The following is an 18,844-nucleotide window of genomic DNA, read 5'->3' as shown; positions in this document are numbered from 1 at the left end:
GATGGCAGCCAAGCCCAGACCTCCCGCTGCGTCCGGTCCGGCCGGTCAACCGGTGCTGCCTGCGCTGCTCTCCAAGCCCTATCCGGCGGTGATGGGCGTACTGAATTTGACGCCTGATTCATTCTCCGACGGAGGGCAATTCGCCGCCCCGGAGCGGGCGCTGGCACAGGCCCGGCGGATGATCGCCGAGGGCGCCGATATCATCGACATCGGCGCAGAATCCACCCGGCCCTACGGATCGGAACCGATCTCGGTGGAAGAGGAATTGAAGCGCCTGCAGCCGATACTGTCCGACGTCGTCGCACTCGGCATTCCCGTGTCGATCGACAGCATGAAATCGGCCGTGGTCGCCTGGGCGCTCGATCAGGGCGCCGCCGTCGCTAACGACGTCTGGGGGCTGCAGCGCGATTCCGGCATGGCCGGGCTGGTCGCGGAGCGTGGCGCGCCCGTCATCGTCATGCATAACCGCGAGCGCGCCGATCCTGCTGTAGACATCATGCAGGATATCGCCGCTTTCTTTGGGCGTTCGCTCGACATCGCCGCGAAGGCCGGAATTTCATCCGACAAGATCGTGCTCGACCCCGGCATCGGCTTCGGCAAGACGCCCGATCAGAGCATGACCGCGCTGGCGCGGCTCGGCGAGCTGCACTCGTTCGGGCTGCCGCTGTTGGTCGGCGCCTCACGCAAGCGTTTCATCAGCACGGTGACGCCGTCGGAACCACATCAGCGCCTCGGCGGCTCGATTGCCGCCCATGTGCTGGCAGCCCAAAACGGGGCGCGGATCATCCGGGCGCATGACGTCGCCGAAACCGTACAAGCGTTGCGCGTGGCCGCAGCAATCAGGGAACAGGGATGAGCGATACGATCTTCATCACCGGCCTCGTCATCCATGCCCGCCATGGCGTAATGGAGCACGAGACCAGAGTCGGGCAACGGTTCGTGATCGATATCGAACTCTCCATCAACCTGTCGGAGTCCTCGCACTCTGATCGGCTGTCCGACACCGTGTCTTATGCCAGCGTGGTCGAGACCGCGACCGCCGCGTTCACGAACACCAACTACAAGCTTTTGGAGCGTGCGGCCGGCGCCGTTTCGGACGCGATCTTCGCGGCATTCCCACGCGTCCATGCGGTCAAGGTCACGGTCCACAAGCCGCATGCGCCGATCGCCGAGATCTTCGAGGATGTCGGCGTGGTGCTGATGCGCACGCGGCAATCGCCCTGACATGGCTGACGTCCTGATCGCGCTCGGCGGCAATGTCGGCGACGTTCGCGCGACGTTCAGGAAGGCCATTTCCAATATATGCGGCATGACGCAGGCGGCGTTGCTCGCCCGTTCCTCTGACTACATCACCCCGCCCTGGGGCGAGGAACACCAGGCGCCATTTATCAACGCCTGCATCGAGATCGAAACCAGCCTTGATCCGCATGCGCTGCTATTCACGCTGCACAAGATCGAGAAGAAATTCGGCCGCGACCGCGCTGATGAGACGCGCTGGGGTCCGCGCACCCTCGACCTCGACTTGATCGCCTATGATGACGTTAGCCTCGACAAGCCGGAACTGACGCTGCCACACCCCCGGCTGTTCGAGCGCGCTTTTGTGCTGGTGCCGCTCGCGGAAATTGCGCCCGCCCGTATCATCGCGGGACGCCGCGTTAGCGATGTGCTGGCTCAGCTTTCAACCGAGGGCATCCAGCGGTTACCTGACCACGATTGAGCCCGAAAAGACCCAAAACACTGTTTGGCTTGACGGCCGCCCCGTGGCAATTTCCGGCCAAATCAAGAGACGACCAGGGAATAGTGGGCCGAATGACCAATACTGACGAGCTGACGTTGGCCGCGGAGTTTCCGCCGGCGACCTATGACGACTGGCGCAAGCTGGTCGACGGGGTGCTGAAAGGCGCGCCATTCGAGAAACTGGTCAGCAAGACGTCCGATGGGTTGAAAATCGATCCGATCTATCGCCGCGCGAAAGGCGGAACGCCGGTCGCCGGCCGTCCAGCCGCCGCGCCCTGGCAGGTCATGCAGCGGATCGATCATCCCGACGCCAAAGTGGCCAACGCGCAGGCACTGCACGATCTCGAAAACGGCGCCACGGGGCTGACACTCGTGTTCGCTGGCGCCAATGGCGCCCACGGGTTTGGATTAGATCCTTCGGCCGAAGCCGTCGAAGCCGTCCTCGACGGCATTTATCTCGATGCCGGCATCGGCGTCGAGCTTCAGATCGGTCCGCAGTCCAGAATGGCGGCCATTCACGTCGCCGAATACATCAAACGCAAAGGGCTCGATCCCGCGGCCTGCGATATCCGTTTCGGTCTCGACCCGGTCGGATCCTGTGCGGTGTCGGGCTCCAGTCCCTATAGCTGGGACGAAATCGTGGCCGCGGTCACCAGCGCCATTCAGAGCTTCGCCGCGATGGGCTTCAAGGGCCCGTTCGCAGCCGCCGATGGACGGATAATCCATGATGCCGGAGGATCGGAAGCGCAGGAGCTTGCATTCGTGCTCGCCTCCGGCGTCGCCTATCTGCGCGCGATCGAGCAAGCGGGAATCGCGTTCGAAGATGCGCAAGGGATGGTCTACGCGCGGCTTGCCGCAGACGCCGACCAGTTTTTGACGCTGGCGAAATTCCGCGCGCTGCGGCTGTTGTGGGCGCGGATCGAGCAGGCCTGTGGCCTGACGCCCAAACCGCTGTTCATCGCCGCCAATACCGCCTGGCGCATGCTGACGCAGCGCGACCCTTATGTGAACATGCTGCGCGCGACGATGGCGACCTTCTCCGCTGGCCTCGGCGGCGCCAACGCCATCACCGTATTGCCGCACACGTTGGCGCTGGGATTGCCCGATCCGTTCGCGCGGCGCGTGGCGCGCAACACGCAACTGGTGCTGTTGGAAGAGTCCAATCTCGCCAAGGTGAGCGATCCGGCAGCCGGCTCCGGCGGCATCGAAACGCTAACGCGGCAACTCTGCGAAGCTGCATGGTCGCTGTTCCAGGAAATCGAGAAAGCCGGCGGCATGTTCTCCGCCCTCGAACAGAATCTGATCCAGAAAAAGGTCGCCGCGACGCGAGCCGCGCGCGAGCTCAACATCGCCAAGCGGCGTGACGTGCTGACCGGCGCCAGCGAATTTCCGAACCTGCACGAGGACGAGATCGCCGTGCTGGAAGCTACGCCGATCATGCTGCCGCCCTACGGCGAGGCGAAGTACAAGTTCGACCCGCTGCCGCCGATGCGGCTGGCCGCACCATTCGAGGCGCTGCGCGACAAATCGGACCAAAAGCTCAAGTCATCTGGCGCGCGGCCAAAGATCTTCCTCGCCAATCTCGGCTCGCCCGCCGACTTCACCGCCCGCGCCACCTTTGCGAAGAGTTTCTTCGAGACCGGCGGCATCGAGGCGCTCGACACGCAAGGATTTGCCGACCCGGCCGCACTCGCCGCGGCATTCACGGCATCAGGCGCGGCAATCGCCTGCCTGTGCTCGTCCGACAAGGTCTATGCGGAACACGCAGCACCCGCAGCAAAGGCCCTTCAAGCGGCCGGCGCGAAGCATATCTATCTGGCAGGGCGGCCCGGCGAACAGGAGGCCGCGCTGCGTTCTGCCGGCGTCGGCGATTTCATCTTTGCCGGCGGCGACGCGCTGGCGATGCTGCAGGCCGCCTGGCAGCGGATGGAGTGAGCATGACGCAAAGCAACCACAAGACGGTCCTGACCGGCGGCTGCCAGTGCGGCGCCATCCGCTTTGCGGTGTCGAAAGTGCCGCCCAAGGTCAGCATCTGCCATTGCCGGATGTGCCAGAAGGCATCCGGCGCCCCCTTCGCCTCCCTCGCCGATATCGAGCACGAGCATTTCACCTGGACCCGCGGCAAGCCGGCGACGTTTCAGTCCTCCTCCATCGCCGAGCGCGATTTCTGTCCGGCCTGCGGCACGCCCCTGACCTACCGGCTGATCGGTGGTCCCCGGATCGAGATCATGACCGGGACCTTCGACCGCCCCGACCTGGTAGTACCGACGCGGCAATATGGAACCGAATCCCGGCTCGGCTGGGTGGTCGGCATCGCCAATCTGCCAAGCCAGACCACGCAGCAGAATTACGGGCCAGAGAAGATGGCGACCATCGTCAGCCACCAGCATCCGGATCACGATTAGGGATTGGCGGCCTTCGATTTCACATGTGCTATGATGGGAACCATGAGCCGTATACCGAACTTCGCAGACGTCGCCTTTGAAGCCACTGCGCCCGCGCAGCCCGCAGGCAGCGCCGAGCCGTGGCTGACGCCGGAGGGCATCCCGGTCAAGCCGGCTTACAGCGAGGCCGATCTCGAAGGCATCGACTTCCTGGAAACGTGGCCGGGTGTCGCGCCCTATTTGCGCGGCCCCTATCCGACCATGTACGTCAACCAGCCCTGGACCATCAGGCAATATGCCGGCTTCTCCACAGCGGAAGATTCCAACGCCTTCTACCGGCGCAATCTTGCGGCGGGACAAAAAGGCCTGTCGGTCGCGTTCGACCTCGCCACTCACCGCGGTTACGATTCAGATCACCCGCGCGTCTCCGGCGACGTCGGCATGGCGGGCGTGGCGATCGATTCCATCTACGACATGCGCACGCTGTTTGCGGGCATTCCGCTCGACCAGATGAGCGTGTCGATGACCATGAACGGCGCGGTGCTGCCGATCCTCGCGCTGTTCGTTGCGGCTGCCGAGGAACAGGGCGTACCGCCGGAGAAGCTGTCCGGCACCATTCAGAACGACATTCTGAAAGAGTTCATGGTGCGCAACACCTATATCTATCCGCCGGCGCCCTCGATGCGGATCATCTCCGACATCTTCGCCTACACCTCGCAGCGGATGCCGAAGTACAATTCGATCTCGATCTCCGGCTACCACATGCAGGAAGCTGGAGCGACACAGGATCTCGAGCTCGCCTATACGCTGGCCGATGGCGTCGAATATCTGCGCGCGGGCCTTGCGGCGGGCCTCGACGTTGACCGCTTCGCGCCGCGGCTGTCGTTCTTCTGGGCGATCGGCATGAACTTCTTCATGGAAGTCGCCAAGATGCGCGCCGCGCGGCTGCTCTGGGCAAAACTGTTGAAGCAGTTCAACCCGAAGGACCCGCGGTCGCTGTCGCTGCGCACACATTGCCAGACCTCCGGCTGGTCGCTGACCGCGCAGGACGTCTTCAACAACGTGATGCGCACCACCATCGAGGCGATGGCGGCCACCCAAGGGCATACCCAATCGCTGCACACCAATGCGCTCGACGAGGCGCTGGCGCTGCCGACGGATTTTTCGGCCCGCATCGCGCGTAACACGCAGTTGTTCCTGCAGCAGGAAAGCGGCACCAACCGCATCATCGATCCCTGGGGCGGCTCCTATTACGTGGAGCGGCTGACGCGCGACCTCGCGGTGAAAGCATGGGGACATATTCAGGAGGTCGAGGCGCTTGGCGGCATGGCAAAGGCGATCGAAGCCGGCGTGCCGAAGTTGCGCATTGAGGAAGCTTCCGCCAAGACGCAGGCTCGAATCGACGCCGGCAAGCAGGCGGTGATCGGCGTTAACAAGTACAAGCCGGTCAACGAAGCGCCGATCGACGTTCTTAAAGTAAATAATTCCAATGTGCGCCGGCTGCAGATCGACAAGCTGAAGCGGCTGCGCTCCGAGCGCGACCAGAAAGAAGTCGATCAAGCGTTGGCCGCGCTGACGCGCAGCGCCGGCGAAGGCAACGGCAATCTGCTGGCGCTGGCGATCGACGCGGCGCGTGCGAAAGCCACCGTCGGTGAAATTTCGGACGCGATGGAAAAAGTGTTCGGGCGTCACCGCGCCGAGATCAAATCCATCACCGGCGTCTACAAGCGGGAGGCGTCCGCCATGTCCAACCGGGTCGAAAAAGTGCAGGCGCTGATCGATGCGTTCGAGACGGCCGAGGGCCGTCGGCCTCGCATCCTCGTCGCCAAGATCGGCCAGGACGGCCATGACCGCGGCCAGAAGGTGATCGCATCCGCCTTTGCCGACGTCGGCTTCGACGTCGATATCGGACCGCTATTTGCCACTGCCGACGAGGCAGCGCGGCAGGCGGTCGAGAACGACGTCCACATCCTTGGCGTCTCCTCGCTGGCCGCAGCGCATCTCACGGCCGTGCCGGAGCTCAAGGCCGCACTGAAGAAGCACGGCCGCGAGGACATCATGATCATCATCGGAGGCGTGGTCCCGCCGCAGGATTATGACGCGCTATATGCGGCCGGCGCCGAAGCGATCTTCCCGCCCGGCACCGTGATCTCGGACGCCGCCGAAGAGCTGATCCACAAGCTCAACGCCCGGCTCGGCCATAGCGAGGCGGCGGAGTAACCCTCCGCCGGGTTCAGGCTCTTCCAAAGGATAATCCTTGCGCGGCATTGCATTCCCCACGCTCATCCGGACAATTGGTTTGGCGGGCGCCATCGCAAGTACTGCGGCGCTGGGCATGGCGTCTGCCGCCGAGCCGAAGCCGGATTTTTCCATCAGGACCAAGTGGGTCGAAGCCAGCATCTTTCTCGACGCGAAGATCAAGACCGATCCAGCCCTGGCGGCGAACTGCCTGGCAGAAGGAAAGGCTTGGGCCACAAAGAACCGCGCCGATGCCGACAAGGAGCGCAAGCAGGATCCGGACCTCTTCCGCAACGCGTGGTCGTTCGAGCGAAAATACGAGACGCGCTCGGTTGTCGATGGCCGCTATGTCAGCATCATCAGGACCGATTACGAATATACTGGTGGCGCGCACCCCAACAGTTCGTCCGACACGATCCTGTGGGATAAGTCAGCGGGCAAACGCATCAGCATCCGTCCGTTCTTTACCGAAACGGCCGACAACGGCCCGACGCTGAAAGCGATGAGGCAAGGCATCATTGCCTCTCTCACGGCCGAGAAAAAGAAACGCGGCGCGGAAGGCACTGATACCAGCGCCATCGAAAGCATCGAGCCAAAACTTCTCAAGATCGGGCCAGTCGCACTGGCGCCATCGACCGAGGAAGGCAAGAGCTCCGGCCTGAACTTTTACTACGCACCTTACGCGGTCGGCTCCTATGCCGAAGGCGCGTATGTCGCCTTCGTGCCGTGGGAGATGTTGAAGCAATATCTGACGCCGGAAGGCGTCAGGATTTTCGGCGGTGCGCGACCGAAGGAAGACGAAGACCGGCCGCAATGACGGCCGCACCATCAAGCAGCACGGTGGCCTAGCGCTCGCTCCAGCGAATGGGTCCAGTCTGGAATCCAGGACTGGAACAGTGCTCGCCAACGATCCTCGTCCTGCGGCGCGGTGTCGAGCTTTACCGACCATTCGATAAAGGTTCGGTTGCCTTCGACGATTGGAAGCAGATGCATCGTCCCCTCGTAGCGCGTCGGCGCTGGAACGTCGGACTGCGATTCGGACGGGAATGGAAACGGATCGATGCCCGCATAGGTCAGTGAATGCGCCTGGTCGGAATGGCCCGCCAGCCGCTGCCTGATCCAGCTGCCGAGATAGCAGAAGCGCCTGACGGCGCCGACTTCGTCGCCGCCTTTGTTGTCTTCGATCACGCTTTCGGTGACGCCTTCGATATAGGCCGGATAATTGTTGAAATCGCGGATCAGGGCCCACACGGTTTCCAGGGGATGGTTCAGCACGGTGCTGTAATAGGCTGTTGTCATGGTTCTCTCCGCAATCGATCGCGGCTCGATGCTGGGCCGCACATGGATACCTATTCCGGGTAGCCCGATCGCCGCCACCCGATTTCCGGATGTGGCGAGATGCCCACCGGTGTTGAAACTGCTTCACTACCAATGCCTTGCGAGCGGAGCGTAAAGCCGCCTACAATGCGGACATTACAAGAGCGCCTGACCTCGCGGCGCCGCAGGGAGGATCACCATGTCCAAAAAGATTACCCGCCGCGCATTCGCGGCTTCATCTGCTGCTGCCGCAGCCGTCGCGGGCTTTGGTTTCAAGCCGGCTTTGGCGCAGGCCTACCCGGCTCGTCCCGTGACCGTGATCGTGCCCTGGGGTGCCGGCGGCGGCACTGATGCGACCGCGCGCATTGTCGCGGCGCTGTTGGAAAAGGATCTCGGCCAACCCTTCAACGTGGTCAACCGCACCGGCGGCTCCGGCGTCGTCGGACATTCCGCGATCGCGACCGCACAGCCCGACGGCTACACCATCGGCATGCTGACGGTGGAAATCTCGATGATGCACTGGCAGGGGCTCACCGATCTCGGGCCGAAGAGCTACACGCCGTTGGCGCTGATGAACGAGGATCCGCCCGGCATCCAGGTCAGTTCCACCTCGCCCTACAAGACCGTGAAGGAACTGGCGGATGCGATCAAGGCCGCCCCTGCCGGCAAGTTCAAGGCCTCCGGCACCGGCCAAGGCGGGATCTGGCATCTCGCGCTGGTCGGCTGGATGCAGGCGATGGGACTTGCCCCCAATCACGTGGCCTGGGTGCCGTCGAACGGTGCCGCGCCGGCGATGCAGGATCTCGCGGCCGGCGGTCTCGACCTCACCACCTGCTCGGTGCCGGAAGCCCGCGCGATCATCGAGGCCGGCAAGGCGCGCAGCCTCGCCGTCATGGCTAAGGCGCGCAACCCTGCATTCCCCGATGTGCCGACGCTGAAGGAAGCGATGGGCATCGATTATTCAACCGGCGCGTGGCGCGGCATTGCCGGCCCCAAGGGCCTGCCCGCCGACGTGGCGACGAAACTCACAGCGGCGCTGAAGAAGGTCTATGACTCCAAGGAGTTCAAAGAATTCATGAGCAATCGCGGCTTCGGAACGGTGTGGGGCGACGCGTCCGAGTTCGCCGCATTCATGGAAAAGGGCGACGCCCAGATGGGCGTGGCGATGAAGGCCGCCGGTCTCTCAAAAGCCTGATCTTGATCGGCTGACATCGTCTGATATCCGCGGAGCCGGTTCATGCGTCTACCCGATCGCGTCACGGGGTTGTTTCTCGTTGGCCTCGGCGCGGCTGCCGCGTATGGCGGCTGGCAGTTGCCGCCGGTGCCCGGCCAGCCGGTCGGACCCAACGTCTTTCCGCTGGTGATCGGAACGGGCCTGGCCCTGTGCGGGCTCGCGATTGCATTCGGGATCGGCCGCAGCTTTGAAGAGGAAGAACACCTTATTCCGGTCGAGGGCGGCCAGCCGCCGCCACCGACCGGCAAGCTCTATGGCCTGCGCGCCCTGCTCCCTCCGGCGCTATTGCTGTTCTACGTGGCGGTCGCCGAACAGGTCGGCTTCATCATCACGGCGGCGCTGATCGTGTTCGTTACGTCGACAGCGCTTGGCGCCCGCTGGAAGCTTTCGCTGCCGCTCGCCGTGCTGGCGCCGATCGGCATCCATCTGATCTTCTCGAAATTGCTGCGCGTGCCGCTGCCGGCCGGGCTGCTGCCGATGCCCTGGTGATCGATGCTTAACACCCTCACCCAAGCGTTTGCGCTCATTTCTACCTGGGAAGTCGTCATCGCGCTGCTCGCGGCATCGGTCTATGGCCTGGTCATCGGATCGCTGCCGGGGCTATCCGCGACCATGGCGACCGCTCTACTGGTCCCCGTCACCTTCTATCTGTCACCGATCGCCGCGATCGCCACGATCGTCGCCGCATCCACGATGGCGATCTTCGCCGGTGATATCCCCGGCGCGCTGCTGCGCATTCCCGGCACCCCCGCCTCGGCGGCTTACGCAGACGAAGCCTATGCGATGACGCGCAAGGGCGAGGCCGAACTCGCGCTCGGCGCCGGCGTCTGGTTCTCCGCCGTGGGCGGCATCGCAGGCACGCTGTCGCTGATGATCCTTGCGCCGCCGCTGGCCGAAATCGCGCTGTCGTTCTCGACCTTCGAATATTTCTGGCTCGCTTTCCTCGGCCTGATGTGCGCCACGCTGGTCGCGCGGTCTTCCCCGGTAAAGGCGATCGCCAGCATGTTCATCGGTCTTCTCGTCGCCTGCATCGGCATCGAAAACCCCGGCGGCGTGCCGCGCTTCACGTTTGGGATGACCAACCTCTTCGGCGGTATCGAACCGATCCCGGCGCTGGTCGGCGTATTCGCGGTGGCGCAGGTCATGCGGGCGATGCTGACACCGGAGCCGCCACCGATCCCGCGGCGTAAATTCGGGAGCATCATGGCGGGCCAATGGAAGCTCACCAAAAAGTACAACTGGCAGATGACGCGCGGGAACATCGTCGGCATCATCATCGGCGTGCTGCCGGGCGCCGGCGCCGACATGGCCGCCTGGGTCAGCTACGCCATGTCGAAGCGCTTTTCGAAGGAACCGGAGAAATTCGGAACCGGCCACGTCGAGGGCCTGGTCGAAGCCGGCGCCAGCAACAACGCCAGCGTCGCCTCGGGCTGGGTGCCCTCGCTGCTGTTCGGCATTCCCGGCGATACCATCGCGGCGATTGCTATCGGCGTGCTCTACATGAAGGGCCTCAACCCCGGCCCGACGCTGTTCACCGAAAAAGCGTCGAGCATGTACGCGATCTACCTGATGTTCATCATCGCCAACATCATCATGATCCCGCTCGGCATCATCATGATCCGGCTCGCAACCCACGTGCTGCGCGCGCCGCGTTCCACAGTGATGCCGGTCATCATGCTGTGCTGCGCCGTCGGCTCGTTCGCCATCGGCAACAACATATTCGGCGTCGTTATCGTCGCAACCTTTGGCGTCATCGGTTATGTCATGGAAGAAAACGGCTATCCGGTCGCCGCGATGGTGCTCGGCATCGTCATGGGCACCATGATCGAGCAGAGCTTTGTAACCTCGCTGATCAAGTCCGACGGCAGCGTGTTGCCGTTCTTCGAGCGGCCGATCGCCGCAATTCTGGCCGCCATGGCCATCGGCGCGCTGATCTGGCCTGTGCTGGTCTGGGTGTGGCGGCGGCTCAGGCGCGAGGCGCCTACCGCTGCGTCGGCGCGCTGACTGCGCCGGGCCCCTCGCCTGCAGGGGCAAGGCCGTAGTAAGCCAACGGCATAGTGAACTTCCCGTCGGCGCTGGGCGGGATACCGCCAGCGTGCTAGAATTTCACGACGACCACGATCGCACATACTATGAGCGGCTTGCGGACACAGACAGGTCCGCAATCAAATCTGTTTGTTACTTGCTGACATGCACTACTGGAATAAGCAAAATTTCGAAGGTCTCTCGAAGCTTTCTGAAGAGCTGGACGCGAACCCCAATCTAACGGCGCTGGCAAGCTATTGCCGCTTTCGCGAAAAGGGGTTGCGTCGCGAAGCGCTCTCCGCGCTTGAAGACTTTCTTCTAGCGGCGCGCTCATTTGACAGCGCCGTCGCCCGTTCGGCTGTGGTCACTATCTTGGAAGCAAACGCCCGGACAAGCGGGACCCATCAATTCCTTACGCAGCCCTTGGTCACCCGGTTTCTGGTACCGACACTTCGGTCAAGGATGGACGATGATCCGGCTGCGAGCACACCGATCCGATGGCTCGGCATACTTTCGCGTGATGATCAATTGCTTGATAGGGCTCTCTCGATGTGCCCCGAGGATACTCCAGTGCGAAAGATGTTGATCGGGGCTGAGCTTTCCTGTGCCGAATATGCGACACATCATCTCGATGAAACCATCTTCCTTGGCAGTGTTGATGGCGTGGTCACAGCCCTAGCCCGCGCCAGAGATCTCATAGCGAACGCCCCAGAGCCCGAGGCGCTTGCTCACCTGACATCCGAAGTGCATTACTTCGATGCCATGGTCGCCGACTGGATAACCTATTCGAAGGACCCGACAGGCTCCTTCCCCGAGTGGTGTACGAAGCACGGGAGGAAGTACGGCTATCCCATCAAGATCTACTACAAACGGTGAATTTGCCCGTAAACAAGTGGTTTCGAATACGATGAGCAAAAGCACCGTTGACATCAAGGTTGTCGCCAAGGACCTCCGCGCCGGTAGCCGCGCGGCGCTCGCGCGTGCGATCACCCTGATCGAGAGCAGGCGCGCCGATCACCAGGCCGCGGCGCGCGAACTGGTGCAGGCGCTGCTATCAGACACCGGCAAGGCGGTGCGCGTCGGCATTACCGGCTCACCCGGCGTCGGCAAATCCACCACCATCGACGCGCTCGGCATGTTCCTGATCGAGCGCGGCCATAAGGTCGCGGTGCTCGCAGTGGACCCCTCCTCGGCGCGCACCGGCGGTTCGATCCTCGGCGACAAGACACGGATGGCGCGGCTGGCCAATTCTGAAGCCGCCTTCGTCCGGCCTTCGCCCTCGTCCGGCACGCTCGGCGGCGTCGCCGCCAAGACCCGCGAGGCGATGCTGCTCTGCGAGGCGGCCGGCTTCGACGTGGTGCTGGTGGAGACCGTCGGCATCGGCCAGTCCGAGACCGCGGTCTGCGACATGACAGATTTCTTTCTCGCCCTGATGCTGCCCGGCGCGGGCGACGAATTGCAGGGCATCAAGAAAGGACTGGTCGAACTCGCCGACATGATCGCGATCAACAAGGCCGATGGCGACAACATCAAGCGCGCCAATCTCGCGGCAGCCGAATATCGGAGCGCGCTGCATATTCTCAGTCCCCGCTCAGAGCATTGGCATCCGCCGGTCGTAACCTATTCGGCGCTGACCGGCACCGGCATGGACACGCTGTGGCAGAAGATTCTCGACCATCGCACCGCCATGAACGCCTCGGGCGAGTTCGCAGGCCGACGGCGTGAGCAGCAGGTGAAATGGATGTGGTCGATGCTGGAGCAGCGCATGATGGCGCGGCTCCGCTCCGATGCCATGATCCGCGCCAAGGTGAAGAAGACCGAGGCCGAGGTCGCCGACGGCCGCATCACGCCGGCGGTTGCCGCCGAACAGATCGCGGAGTGGTTGCGCTAGGCGTCATCGTCCGCCTTGTGCGCAATTGCGCACTGGGGCGGACGATCCAGTATCCCGGGCGACAGCTTGGAATCACTTCACAGCCGGTGAATACTGGATGCCTCCTTCGCGGGCATGAGGACAGGATAAGCAATTGAGCGACAAGCTTCGCATTCTCATGACCGGTTTTGGTCCGTTTCCCGGCACGCCCTACAATCCGACGCAGCCGCTGGTAGACCGCCTCACGCGCCTGCGCCGTCCGGCCTTTGCCGACGTCGAACTGTCCAGCCACATCTTCCCCGTAACCTACAACGCGGTCGATCGCGAATTGCCGCTGGCATTGCGAAAACACCGGCCGCATGCGCTGCTAATGTTCGGCCTCGCCTCGCGGACCCCTTATCTGCGGATCGAAACCCGCGCCCGCAATGCCGTCACCATGCTCTGGCCCGACGCGGCACAAACCCGCGCTCGCAAAGGATCGATCGCCGACGGCGCCGATGCGCAAAGGTTCGGCCCGCACACAGCCAAATTATTGCGTGCGGCCAAGAACACCGGGCTCGATGCCCGCGCCTCGCGCGACGCCGGGAGTTATCTCTGCAACTACCTGAGCTGGCGCGCGATCGAATCCGTCCGTGGCGACAACGGGCCCCGTGTCGCCGCCTTCATTCACATCCCGCCGCTGGCGCGCAGCGGCGCGGCCAGGCGAAAAGGTTCTCCGCGCATCTCGCTGGAAGAGCTGGTCGATGCCGGCGAAGCGATGCTGCTGGAGATGGTGCGGTTGGCGCGACGGGCGGCACGATAGACGCACAATGCAGAGGGAAGAGCGGTAGCAAATATGACAAAGGGATTTGTGTATCTACTGGTTTCGCCAAACAGCAATTTTATCAAGATTGGAGGCACTGAGCGCCCGATAAGTGAGCGGCTTCGCGGGATCAACGGAACAGCAGCCTACGCTGATCACGGGCCTTGGCAACTCTCAGATTTCCTTCACGTAACCGACTGGCGCCTCGTTGAAGGCGGGTTACACCGACACTTCAAGGAGAGAAACGTTCGAGATATCGAGGGTCCCCATGAACTATTTGACGTTCCGCCATATGAGGCCCGCAAGCGATTGCGAAAAACAGACGCCCTCCTACGAATAGATCACTCAAAAACCGAAGCGCTGTTCACAAACGTCGACGTCCGCCTTTACCTTTACCGACTATTTCAGCTTTCCGGTTTGTTTGGCCACCTTGATATTCAAGGCGCCTGGACCTTGAGCATACTTCCGAGGACGAACGGTGGTCGCTGGTTTACATTGAACATTGGGACACATGAAGTCGCTTTCAGCGTGCGCAAGTCCGATAATGGAAAATACGAGCACTACTTGATACTTGACCGACTAATCCTCGATTTTCCTGAAACGATCATTTGGATCGGGCGCCAGGACGGGGCAGTTGAAGAGGCTCAATATGCATCGGCACAAAGAGCCGTATCGATTCGCTTCAAATCTGATTTTGCGAGTGCAGAGAGGATTTTCGGGCTGCCGGGTGTTCGTCGCGCTCTTGTTGCCTATTGGTCCGAATCCTTGGCTGATTTGCGGGAACGACAAGCGATTAGCGTGTATGCTCGATACCATTCCTACGACGCCGTGTCTCAACTCCTCGAATACAAGCGCGCCACAGACGAGGTCTCGGGTAGTTCAGATCAAAGGTTACGTTCAGGGAGACATTAACCCTACCCCCAACAATCGCGTCTCCCGTCCGCATCTTCACCATGCGGAGCCGCATTTCCGCGATACCTAGGGAAACGCGAATGCCACGACTTGCATCGCGCGAGGGCCATTCACCATGGACATGAACCGCCGCCGTCTTATTGGAGCGTCCGCCGTCGGTGCAGCCGGTGCGCTTGCGATGTCGCCTGACGCTGCGCGCGCGGCACCACCCACCTCCACGCTCGGGCGCGACGTCACGCAATATGGCGTCCGCCCCGGCAGCCCGGACGATCAGACCGCGAAACTGCAACGCGCGATCGACGAAGCCGCGCGCGCGCAAGTGCCGCTGGCGCTGCCGCCGGGGGTCTATCGCACCGGCATGCTGCGGCTTTCGAACGGCACCCAACTGGTCGGCGTCCGCGGCGCGACCAAGCTGGTGTTCACCGGCGGCGCCTCGATGCTGCAGAGCGAAGGCGCCAACAGCGTCGGCCTGACGGGCATCACCTTCGACGGCGGCCGCATTCCGCTGCCGACGCGGCGCGGCTTGGTGCATTGCCTCGGCGGGCGCGACGTCCGGATCGCCGATTGCGAAATATCAGGCAGCGGCGGCAACGGCATCTGGCTCGAGCAGGTCTCGGGCGATATTTCCGGTAACATCTTCACGAAAATCGCGACGACCGCAGTCGTATCCTTCGACGCGCTCGGCCTGATCGTCTCGCGCAACACCATCACCGATACCAATGACAACGGCATCGAAATCCTGCGCACCGCGATTGGGGACGACGGCACGCTGGTTCTCGACAATCGTATCGAGGACATCAAGGCCGGCCCCGGCGGTTCCGGGCAGTATGGCAACGCCATCAACGCCTTCCGTGCCGGCAATGTGATCGTGCGCGGCAACCGCATCAGGAATTGCGACTACTCCGCAGTGCGCGGCAATTCGGCATCGAATATTCACATCACGGACAACAGCGTCAGCAATGTCCGCGAGGTCGCGCTCTATTCCGAATTCGCGTTCGAAGGCGCGGTGATCGCCAACAACACGGTAGATGGCGCAGCCGTCGGCGTCTCCGTCTGCAACTTCAACGAGGGCGGACGGATTGCCGTCGTACAGGGCAACATCATCCGCAATCTCTTGCCGAAGCGGCCGATCGGCACCGCGCCCGATGACGATGCCGGGATCGGCATCTATGTCGAGGCGGACTCGACTGTCACAGGCAATGTGATCGAGAACGCGCCGTCGTTCGGCATCATCGCCGGATGGGGCAAATATCTCCGCGACGTCGCCATCACGGGCAACGTCATCCGCAACGCCTTCGTCGGCGTCGGTGTATCGGTACTGCCGGGCGCCGGGACAGCGCTGGTCAACAACAACATGATCTCGGAGACCCCGCGCGGCGCCGTGGTCGGACTCGACCATGCCCGCACGATTACGACCGACCTGTCAGCCGAAGGAGCACAACGCTATGCGCAGGTGATGGTCGGAGGCAATGCGGTGCGGCGGTAGTTCGCCCCCTCACCTGCCCCGCGCTACAGCGCGGTGCGCAACGCCGGATATCGTTGCTTGATCACGTCGAGATCGAGCGCCGGCAGTGGTATCTCGTCCAGTGCCAGCACATCCGGCATGGACGGCGCCTCGTCCGCCACGACGAGTTGGCTTTCCAGCGCGACCAGAACATCAGCGGGAATATCACTCGGCGGCGCGGCTGCAATCGGCGGCGGCGCGGCGACAATTGGTGGCGACTGCAGTTGCGGCTGAAGCTGCACGACCGGCGGGCGATAGCCCTCGTCGCGCGGCAGTGGCGTCAGCAGCAGCGGCGCCGTTCGACGGCGGCCTAGCCAGGCCAGGTCGATCGTCGTGTTGTCGAGCGAGGCTTCGCGGCTCAGCAGGTCACGCCAGGTTGCGACGGCGGCCTTGGCTTCCTGGATGTTTTCGAGGAATTCGCGTTCGGTGTGAAAGCGGCGCCAGCGCCCGGTCTCGAACAGTTCAGTGAGGTATTCCAACCGTTGCTCGGCAAGGCTGCACCAGCGCGCAACGATGTTGCGGCCACGTGCCACGTCTGCAGGATGTGCCATAAATCAGCCCGTAAGAGAGGGACGGACGCAGACGCAACCGAGACGAATCAGTGGGATGTGACTTGGATATTCTGTGGAAAACTTTTTCGTTGTCCAGTGCGTGAAGCTACGGAAGTACGCCGCAATCGAAGAAACCCGCACAAACACGGGTTAATCTGCTCTATTCGCGGTCAAGCCGCACAGCAGCATGCCCGCGTTGCGGGGAGCCTCGAATCATTTCATGCACGGGAAGAGTGTGCACCGCAGAGACGAGTCGGAAAACTTGCAGTCGCAAGCCGTCGCGGTGCCGCACGAAACGCAGCTTCGTCCAAAGACCTGCGCTGAAAATGAAAGACCCGTCCGGGGGGACAACCGGACGGGTCAAGCTATATGGGGCGCTTGGGGTGGATGGGCGCTCGCGCCGAATACAGCCTATGGGGAGGGATTACCGCTCCCACGTAGATAAGTCGCAGGACCCTCGCGGGACGTTCAAAACGCCGGACGATTTTTTTAACTTTGTGTTCGGGCAGATCGTCGGAAAATCGCTGCGCGGCAACTATTTTGCGGCGTTTGCGGCCGATTTGTCCGCTGCCATCGAGGGCGAGGCGTCGTTCAATGCGCGACTCACGGAAGTGTTATCGGCGGCCGGGTCTTGCGCCGGCGCTTTCTCCCCCGCCGGCTTGCCGGAAGCTGAAGCAAGCGGAACCGCTGGTGCGGCGGCCGCGGCGGTAACGGCGGCAAAGGCATCGGCCTCGCCTGCCCCAAACTGATCGTCACGGCCGGGGGTGCCGAGATCGCGGGCGGTCCTGGTCAGGATTGCGCGAACATCGCCCGGCTTCAACGAAGGATTGCGCTCCAGCATCAACGCCGCGACGCCGCTGATGTAGGCGGCGGAGAACGAGGTGCCGGATGTGATCTGGTATTTTTCATCCGGTGCCGGCAGCAAGATGTCCGCGCCCGGTGCGGCAACCGCGATGTGGTTACCGCGGTTCGATGCCGCGAACAGTCTTTCCTGCGCGTCGGTACCGCTCACCGCAATGACGTTGGGGTTGGCGGCCGGATAGAGCGGCGGCGATTTCGCACCGGCATTGCCGGCCGCAGCCACCATCAGGATGCCACGGGCCGCCGTCGCCGCGATGCCTCGCTCGATCAGCGGATCCTTCGGACCGGCAAAGCTCATATTGATGATCTGTGCGCCGTGCTCGGCCGCATAGTCCAATCCCCGGAGGATTACATAGGACGTGCTCTCCGCGCCCTTCGATCCCGCGCCGAACGCGCGGATCGCGATCAACCTCGCCTCCGGCGCGCTGCCCATCAGTTTGGCATGCGCGACGATCGCGCCCGCAATGCCGGTGCCGTGGACATGTGGACCTTCCTTGCTTCCGAGCGCGTCGAAACTGTCGGAAACCGAATTGGCAAGTTCGGGATGTTTGACGTCGACGCCTGAATCGATCACCGCAATGGTGACGTTCATGCCGCGGACCAGCGCGTGCGCCTGTGGCAACCGAAGCTGGGCGACAGCGTATTGCACGGCGTCGCCCCCGGTCGCAACCTTCTTCTGATCCTGCAGGAAGTAACGGAAATTGAGCTGCACCGAACGCACGCTGGCGTCGGCCGCGAGTTCGCGGCGAACGGTGTCCACCGGTCGGTTATCGACGATGCGGAACAGGCCGATGGTGCCGGCGAGCAGCGGGAAGTTCTGCGACGCGATGCGCTCCAGGCCATGACGCCGCGCCAGTTCGTCGGCCTCGGCGGTGGATAACGCACCGTCGATTTCGGCGACAAGTTCGTTCTTGACCGCGCGCAGATTGACCGCTGCCTGGACGTTGTTGTTGCCCGATCCGCTCTTGCCCTTCTTGGCCGAGGCGCCTTTGCCGCCGCCGGCCGTTATCACCGGACGATCGAAGCACTCCCCGTTTGGACCGCGAAGCGCAGCCTGGCAAGCCGGATAGAGGTTGGGCGAAAACCGCGCATGGGGCAGCGTCGACTGCACGCCGGCCCCCGGACGGACTCGCAGGGTCGTGGCGCCGATCCGGGACGGCGGCGTCCGTGCGACAGTATCGGCACGCACGCCCGGCCGCGCCGCGACGGTCGGACTGATCCGCGGCGTTACTGTCGGACTGATGGTGGGTACTCGCGCGCCAACGCTCAAACTGGGGGTGCGCATGATGCTCTGCGCATGCACCGCCGAGGGTCCGTACGCGATCAGTGGCAACAGCACGGCCGACAATACCCGTGCCGCACGCCGGGTCCTAGTCCGCCAACTCACGCCATCATGAACCATGGGACCT

At 63.0% G+C, this 18,844-nt stretch carries 18 protein-coding genes; 15 read left to right on the top strand and 3 right to left on the bottom strand.

Going from position 1 to position 18,844, the window contains the following annotated elements; translation table 11 throughout:
* Position 1 precedes the first annotated feature (1 nt).
* The 7 genes from folP to IVA95_RS21880 all read left to right on the top strand — a co-directional run bounded on the left by folP (position 2) and on the right by IVA95_RS21880 (position 7,176).
* Entirely contained in the window at positions 2 to 856 is an 855-nt protein-coding gene (gene folP / locus IVA95_RS21910; protein WP_247512362.1) for a dihydropteroate synthase, read from the top strand.
* Complete coding sequence (gene folB, locus IVA95_RS21905) at positions 853 to 1,224, top strand: dihydroneopterin aldolase (protein ID WP_247512361.1); 372 nt, start codon at positions 853 to 855, stop codon at positions 1,222 to 1,224. Before folP ends, folB begins: the two co-directional genes overlap by 4 nt.
* Before the next feature lies 1 nt (position 1,225).
* Positions 1,226 to 1,717 (top strand): 2-amino-4-hydroxy-6-hydroxymethyldihydropteridine diphosphokinase, encoded by a 492-nt coding sequence (gene folK, locus IVA95_RS21900; RefSeq protein WP_247512360.1) that lies wholly within the window; start codon positions 1,226 to 1,228, stop codon positions 1,715 to 1,717.
* 92 nt (positions 1,718 to 1,809) lie between these two features.
* Positions 1,810 to 3,672 (top strand): methylmalonyl-CoA mutase subunit beta, encoded by a 1,863-nt coding sequence (locus IVA95_RS21895; RefSeq protein ID WP_247512359.1) that lies wholly within the window; start codon positions 1,810 to 1,812, stop codon positions 3,670 to 3,672.
* A 2-nt stretch (positions 3,673 to 3,674) separates the two neighbouring features.
* On the top strand, positions 3,675 to 4,142 hold the full coding sequence (locus IVA95_RS21890) for a GFA family protein (protein ID WP_247512358.1): 468 nt from the start codon (positions 3,675 to 3,677) through the stop codon (positions 4,140 to 4,142).
* A gap of 42 nt (positions 4,143 to 4,184) precedes the next feature.
* The gene (gene scpA, locus IVA95_RS21885; protein WP_247512357.1) at positions 4,185 to 6,341 is read left to right on the top strand and encodes a methylmalonyl-CoA mutase; all 2,157 of its coding nucleotides are present in this window, start codon (positions 4,185 to 4,187) and stop codon (positions 6,339 to 6,341) included.
* A 115-nt stretch (positions 6,342 to 6,456) separates the two neighbouring features.
* Complete coding sequence (locus tag IVA95_RS21880) at positions 6,457 to 7,176, top strand: DUF3298 and DUF4163 domain-containing protein (protein ID WP_247512356.1); 720 nt, start codon at positions 6,457 to 6,459, stop codon at positions 7,174 to 7,176.
* Between the two features lie 11 nt (positions 7,177 to 7,187).
* On the opposite strand, the gene IVA95_RS21875 is transcribed toward IVA95_RS21880, so the two are convergent.
* Positions 7,188 to 7,658: an SRPBCC family protein gene (locus IVA95_RS21875; RefSeq protein ID WP_247512355.1), complete on the bottom strand. Its 471-nt coding sequence runs from the start codon at positions 7,656 to 7,658 to the stop codon at positions 7,188 to 7,190.
* A gap of 217 nt (positions 7,659 to 7,875) precedes the next feature.
* Here IVA95_RS21875 and IVA95_RS21870 point away from each other — a divergent pair, with 217 nt between their 5' ends.
* From IVA95_RS21870 to IVA95_RS21835, 8 genes are all read left to right on the top strand, one after another.
* Complete coding sequence (locus IVA95_RS21870) at positions 7,876 to 8,871, top strand: tripartite tricarboxylate transporter substrate binding protein (protein WP_247512354.1); 996 nt, start codon at positions 7,876 to 7,878, stop codon at positions 8,869 to 8,871.
* A gap of 42 nt (positions 8,872 to 8,913) precedes the next feature.
* Positions 8,914 to 9,399: a tripartite tricarboxylate transporter TctB family protein gene (locus tag IVA95_RS21865; RefSeq protein WP_247512353.1), complete on the top strand. Its 486-nt coding sequence runs from the start codon at positions 8,914 to 8,916 to the stop codon at positions 9,397 to 9,399.
* Positions 9,400 to 9,402: 3 nt separating this feature from the next.
* Positions 9,403 to 10,914, top strand: a complete 1,512-nt coding sequence (locus IVA95_RS21860) for a tripartite tricarboxylate transporter permease (RefSeq protein WP_247512352.1) — start codon at positions 9,403 to 9,405, stop codon at positions 10,912 to 10,914.
* A gap of 171 nt (positions 10,915 to 11,085) precedes the next feature.
* The gene (locus IVA95_RS21855; protein ID WP_247512351.1) at positions 11,086 to 11,811 is read left to right on the top strand and encodes a hypothetical protein; all 726 of its coding nucleotides are present in this window, start codon (positions 11,086 to 11,088) and stop codon (positions 11,809 to 11,811) included.
* Between the two features lie 31 nt (positions 11,812 to 11,842).
* Positions 11,843 to 12,826: a methylmalonyl Co-A mutase-associated GTPase MeaB gene (gene meaB / locus IVA95_RS21850; RefSeq protein WP_247512350.1), complete on the top strand. Its 984-nt coding sequence runs from the start codon at positions 11,843 to 11,845 to the stop codon at positions 12,824 to 12,826.
* A 133-nt stretch (positions 12,827 to 12,959) separates the two neighbouring features.
* Positions 12,960 to 13,607: a pyroglutamyl-peptidase I gene (locus IVA95_RS21845; protein WP_247512349.1), complete on the top strand. Its 648-nt coding sequence runs from the start codon at positions 12,960 to 12,962 to the stop codon at positions 13,605 to 13,607.
* Positions 13,608 to 13,640: 33 nt separating this feature from the next.
* The gene (locus tag IVA95_RS21840; protein ID WP_247512348.1) at positions 13,641 to 14,519 is read left to right on the top strand and encodes a GIY-YIG nuclease family protein; all 879 of its coding nucleotides are present in this window, start codon (positions 13,641 to 13,643) and stop codon (positions 14,517 to 14,519) included.
* 115 nt (positions 14,520 to 14,634) lie between these two features.
* Positions 14,635 to 16,005 carry a TIGR03808 family TAT-translocated repetitive protein gene (locus tag IVA95_RS21835; RefSeq protein WP_247512347.1) on the top strand — a complete coding sequence of 457 codons (1,371 nt, stop codon included), beginning with the start codon at positions 14,635 to 14,637 and terminating at the stop codon, positions 16,003 to 16,005.
* A gap of 23 nt (positions 16,006 to 16,028) precedes the next feature.
* Here the strand turns inward: IVA95_RS21835 and IVA95_RS21830 are convergent, their stop codons facing one another.
* Both IVA95_RS21830 and IVA95_RS21825 read right to left on the bottom strand, forming a co-directional pair.
* A complete protein-coding gene (locus tag IVA95_RS21830) occupies positions 16,029 to 16,574 on the bottom strand; it encodes a TIGR03809 family protein (protein ID WP_247512346.1) in 546 nt (181 codons plus the stop codon).
* A gap of 535 nt (positions 16,575 to 17,109) precedes the next feature.
* Entirely contained in the window at positions 17,110 to 18,720 is a 1,611-nt protein-coding gene (locus IVA95_RS21825; protein ID WP_247512345.1) for a S8 family serine peptidase, read from the bottom strand.
* Between the last annotated feature and the right edge of the window lie 124 nt (positions 18,721 to 18,844).

Origin of the sequence: Bradyrhizobium sp. 157, assembly GCF_023073815.1 — a bacterium.
In the GTDB taxonomy this organism is placed as follows: Bacteria; Pseudomonadota; Alphaproteobacteria; order Rhizobiales; family Xanthobacteraceae; genus Bradyrhizobium.
Note: the sequence above shows the minus strand (reverse complement) of the source record. Positions and strands in the feature narration are given on the sequence as shown.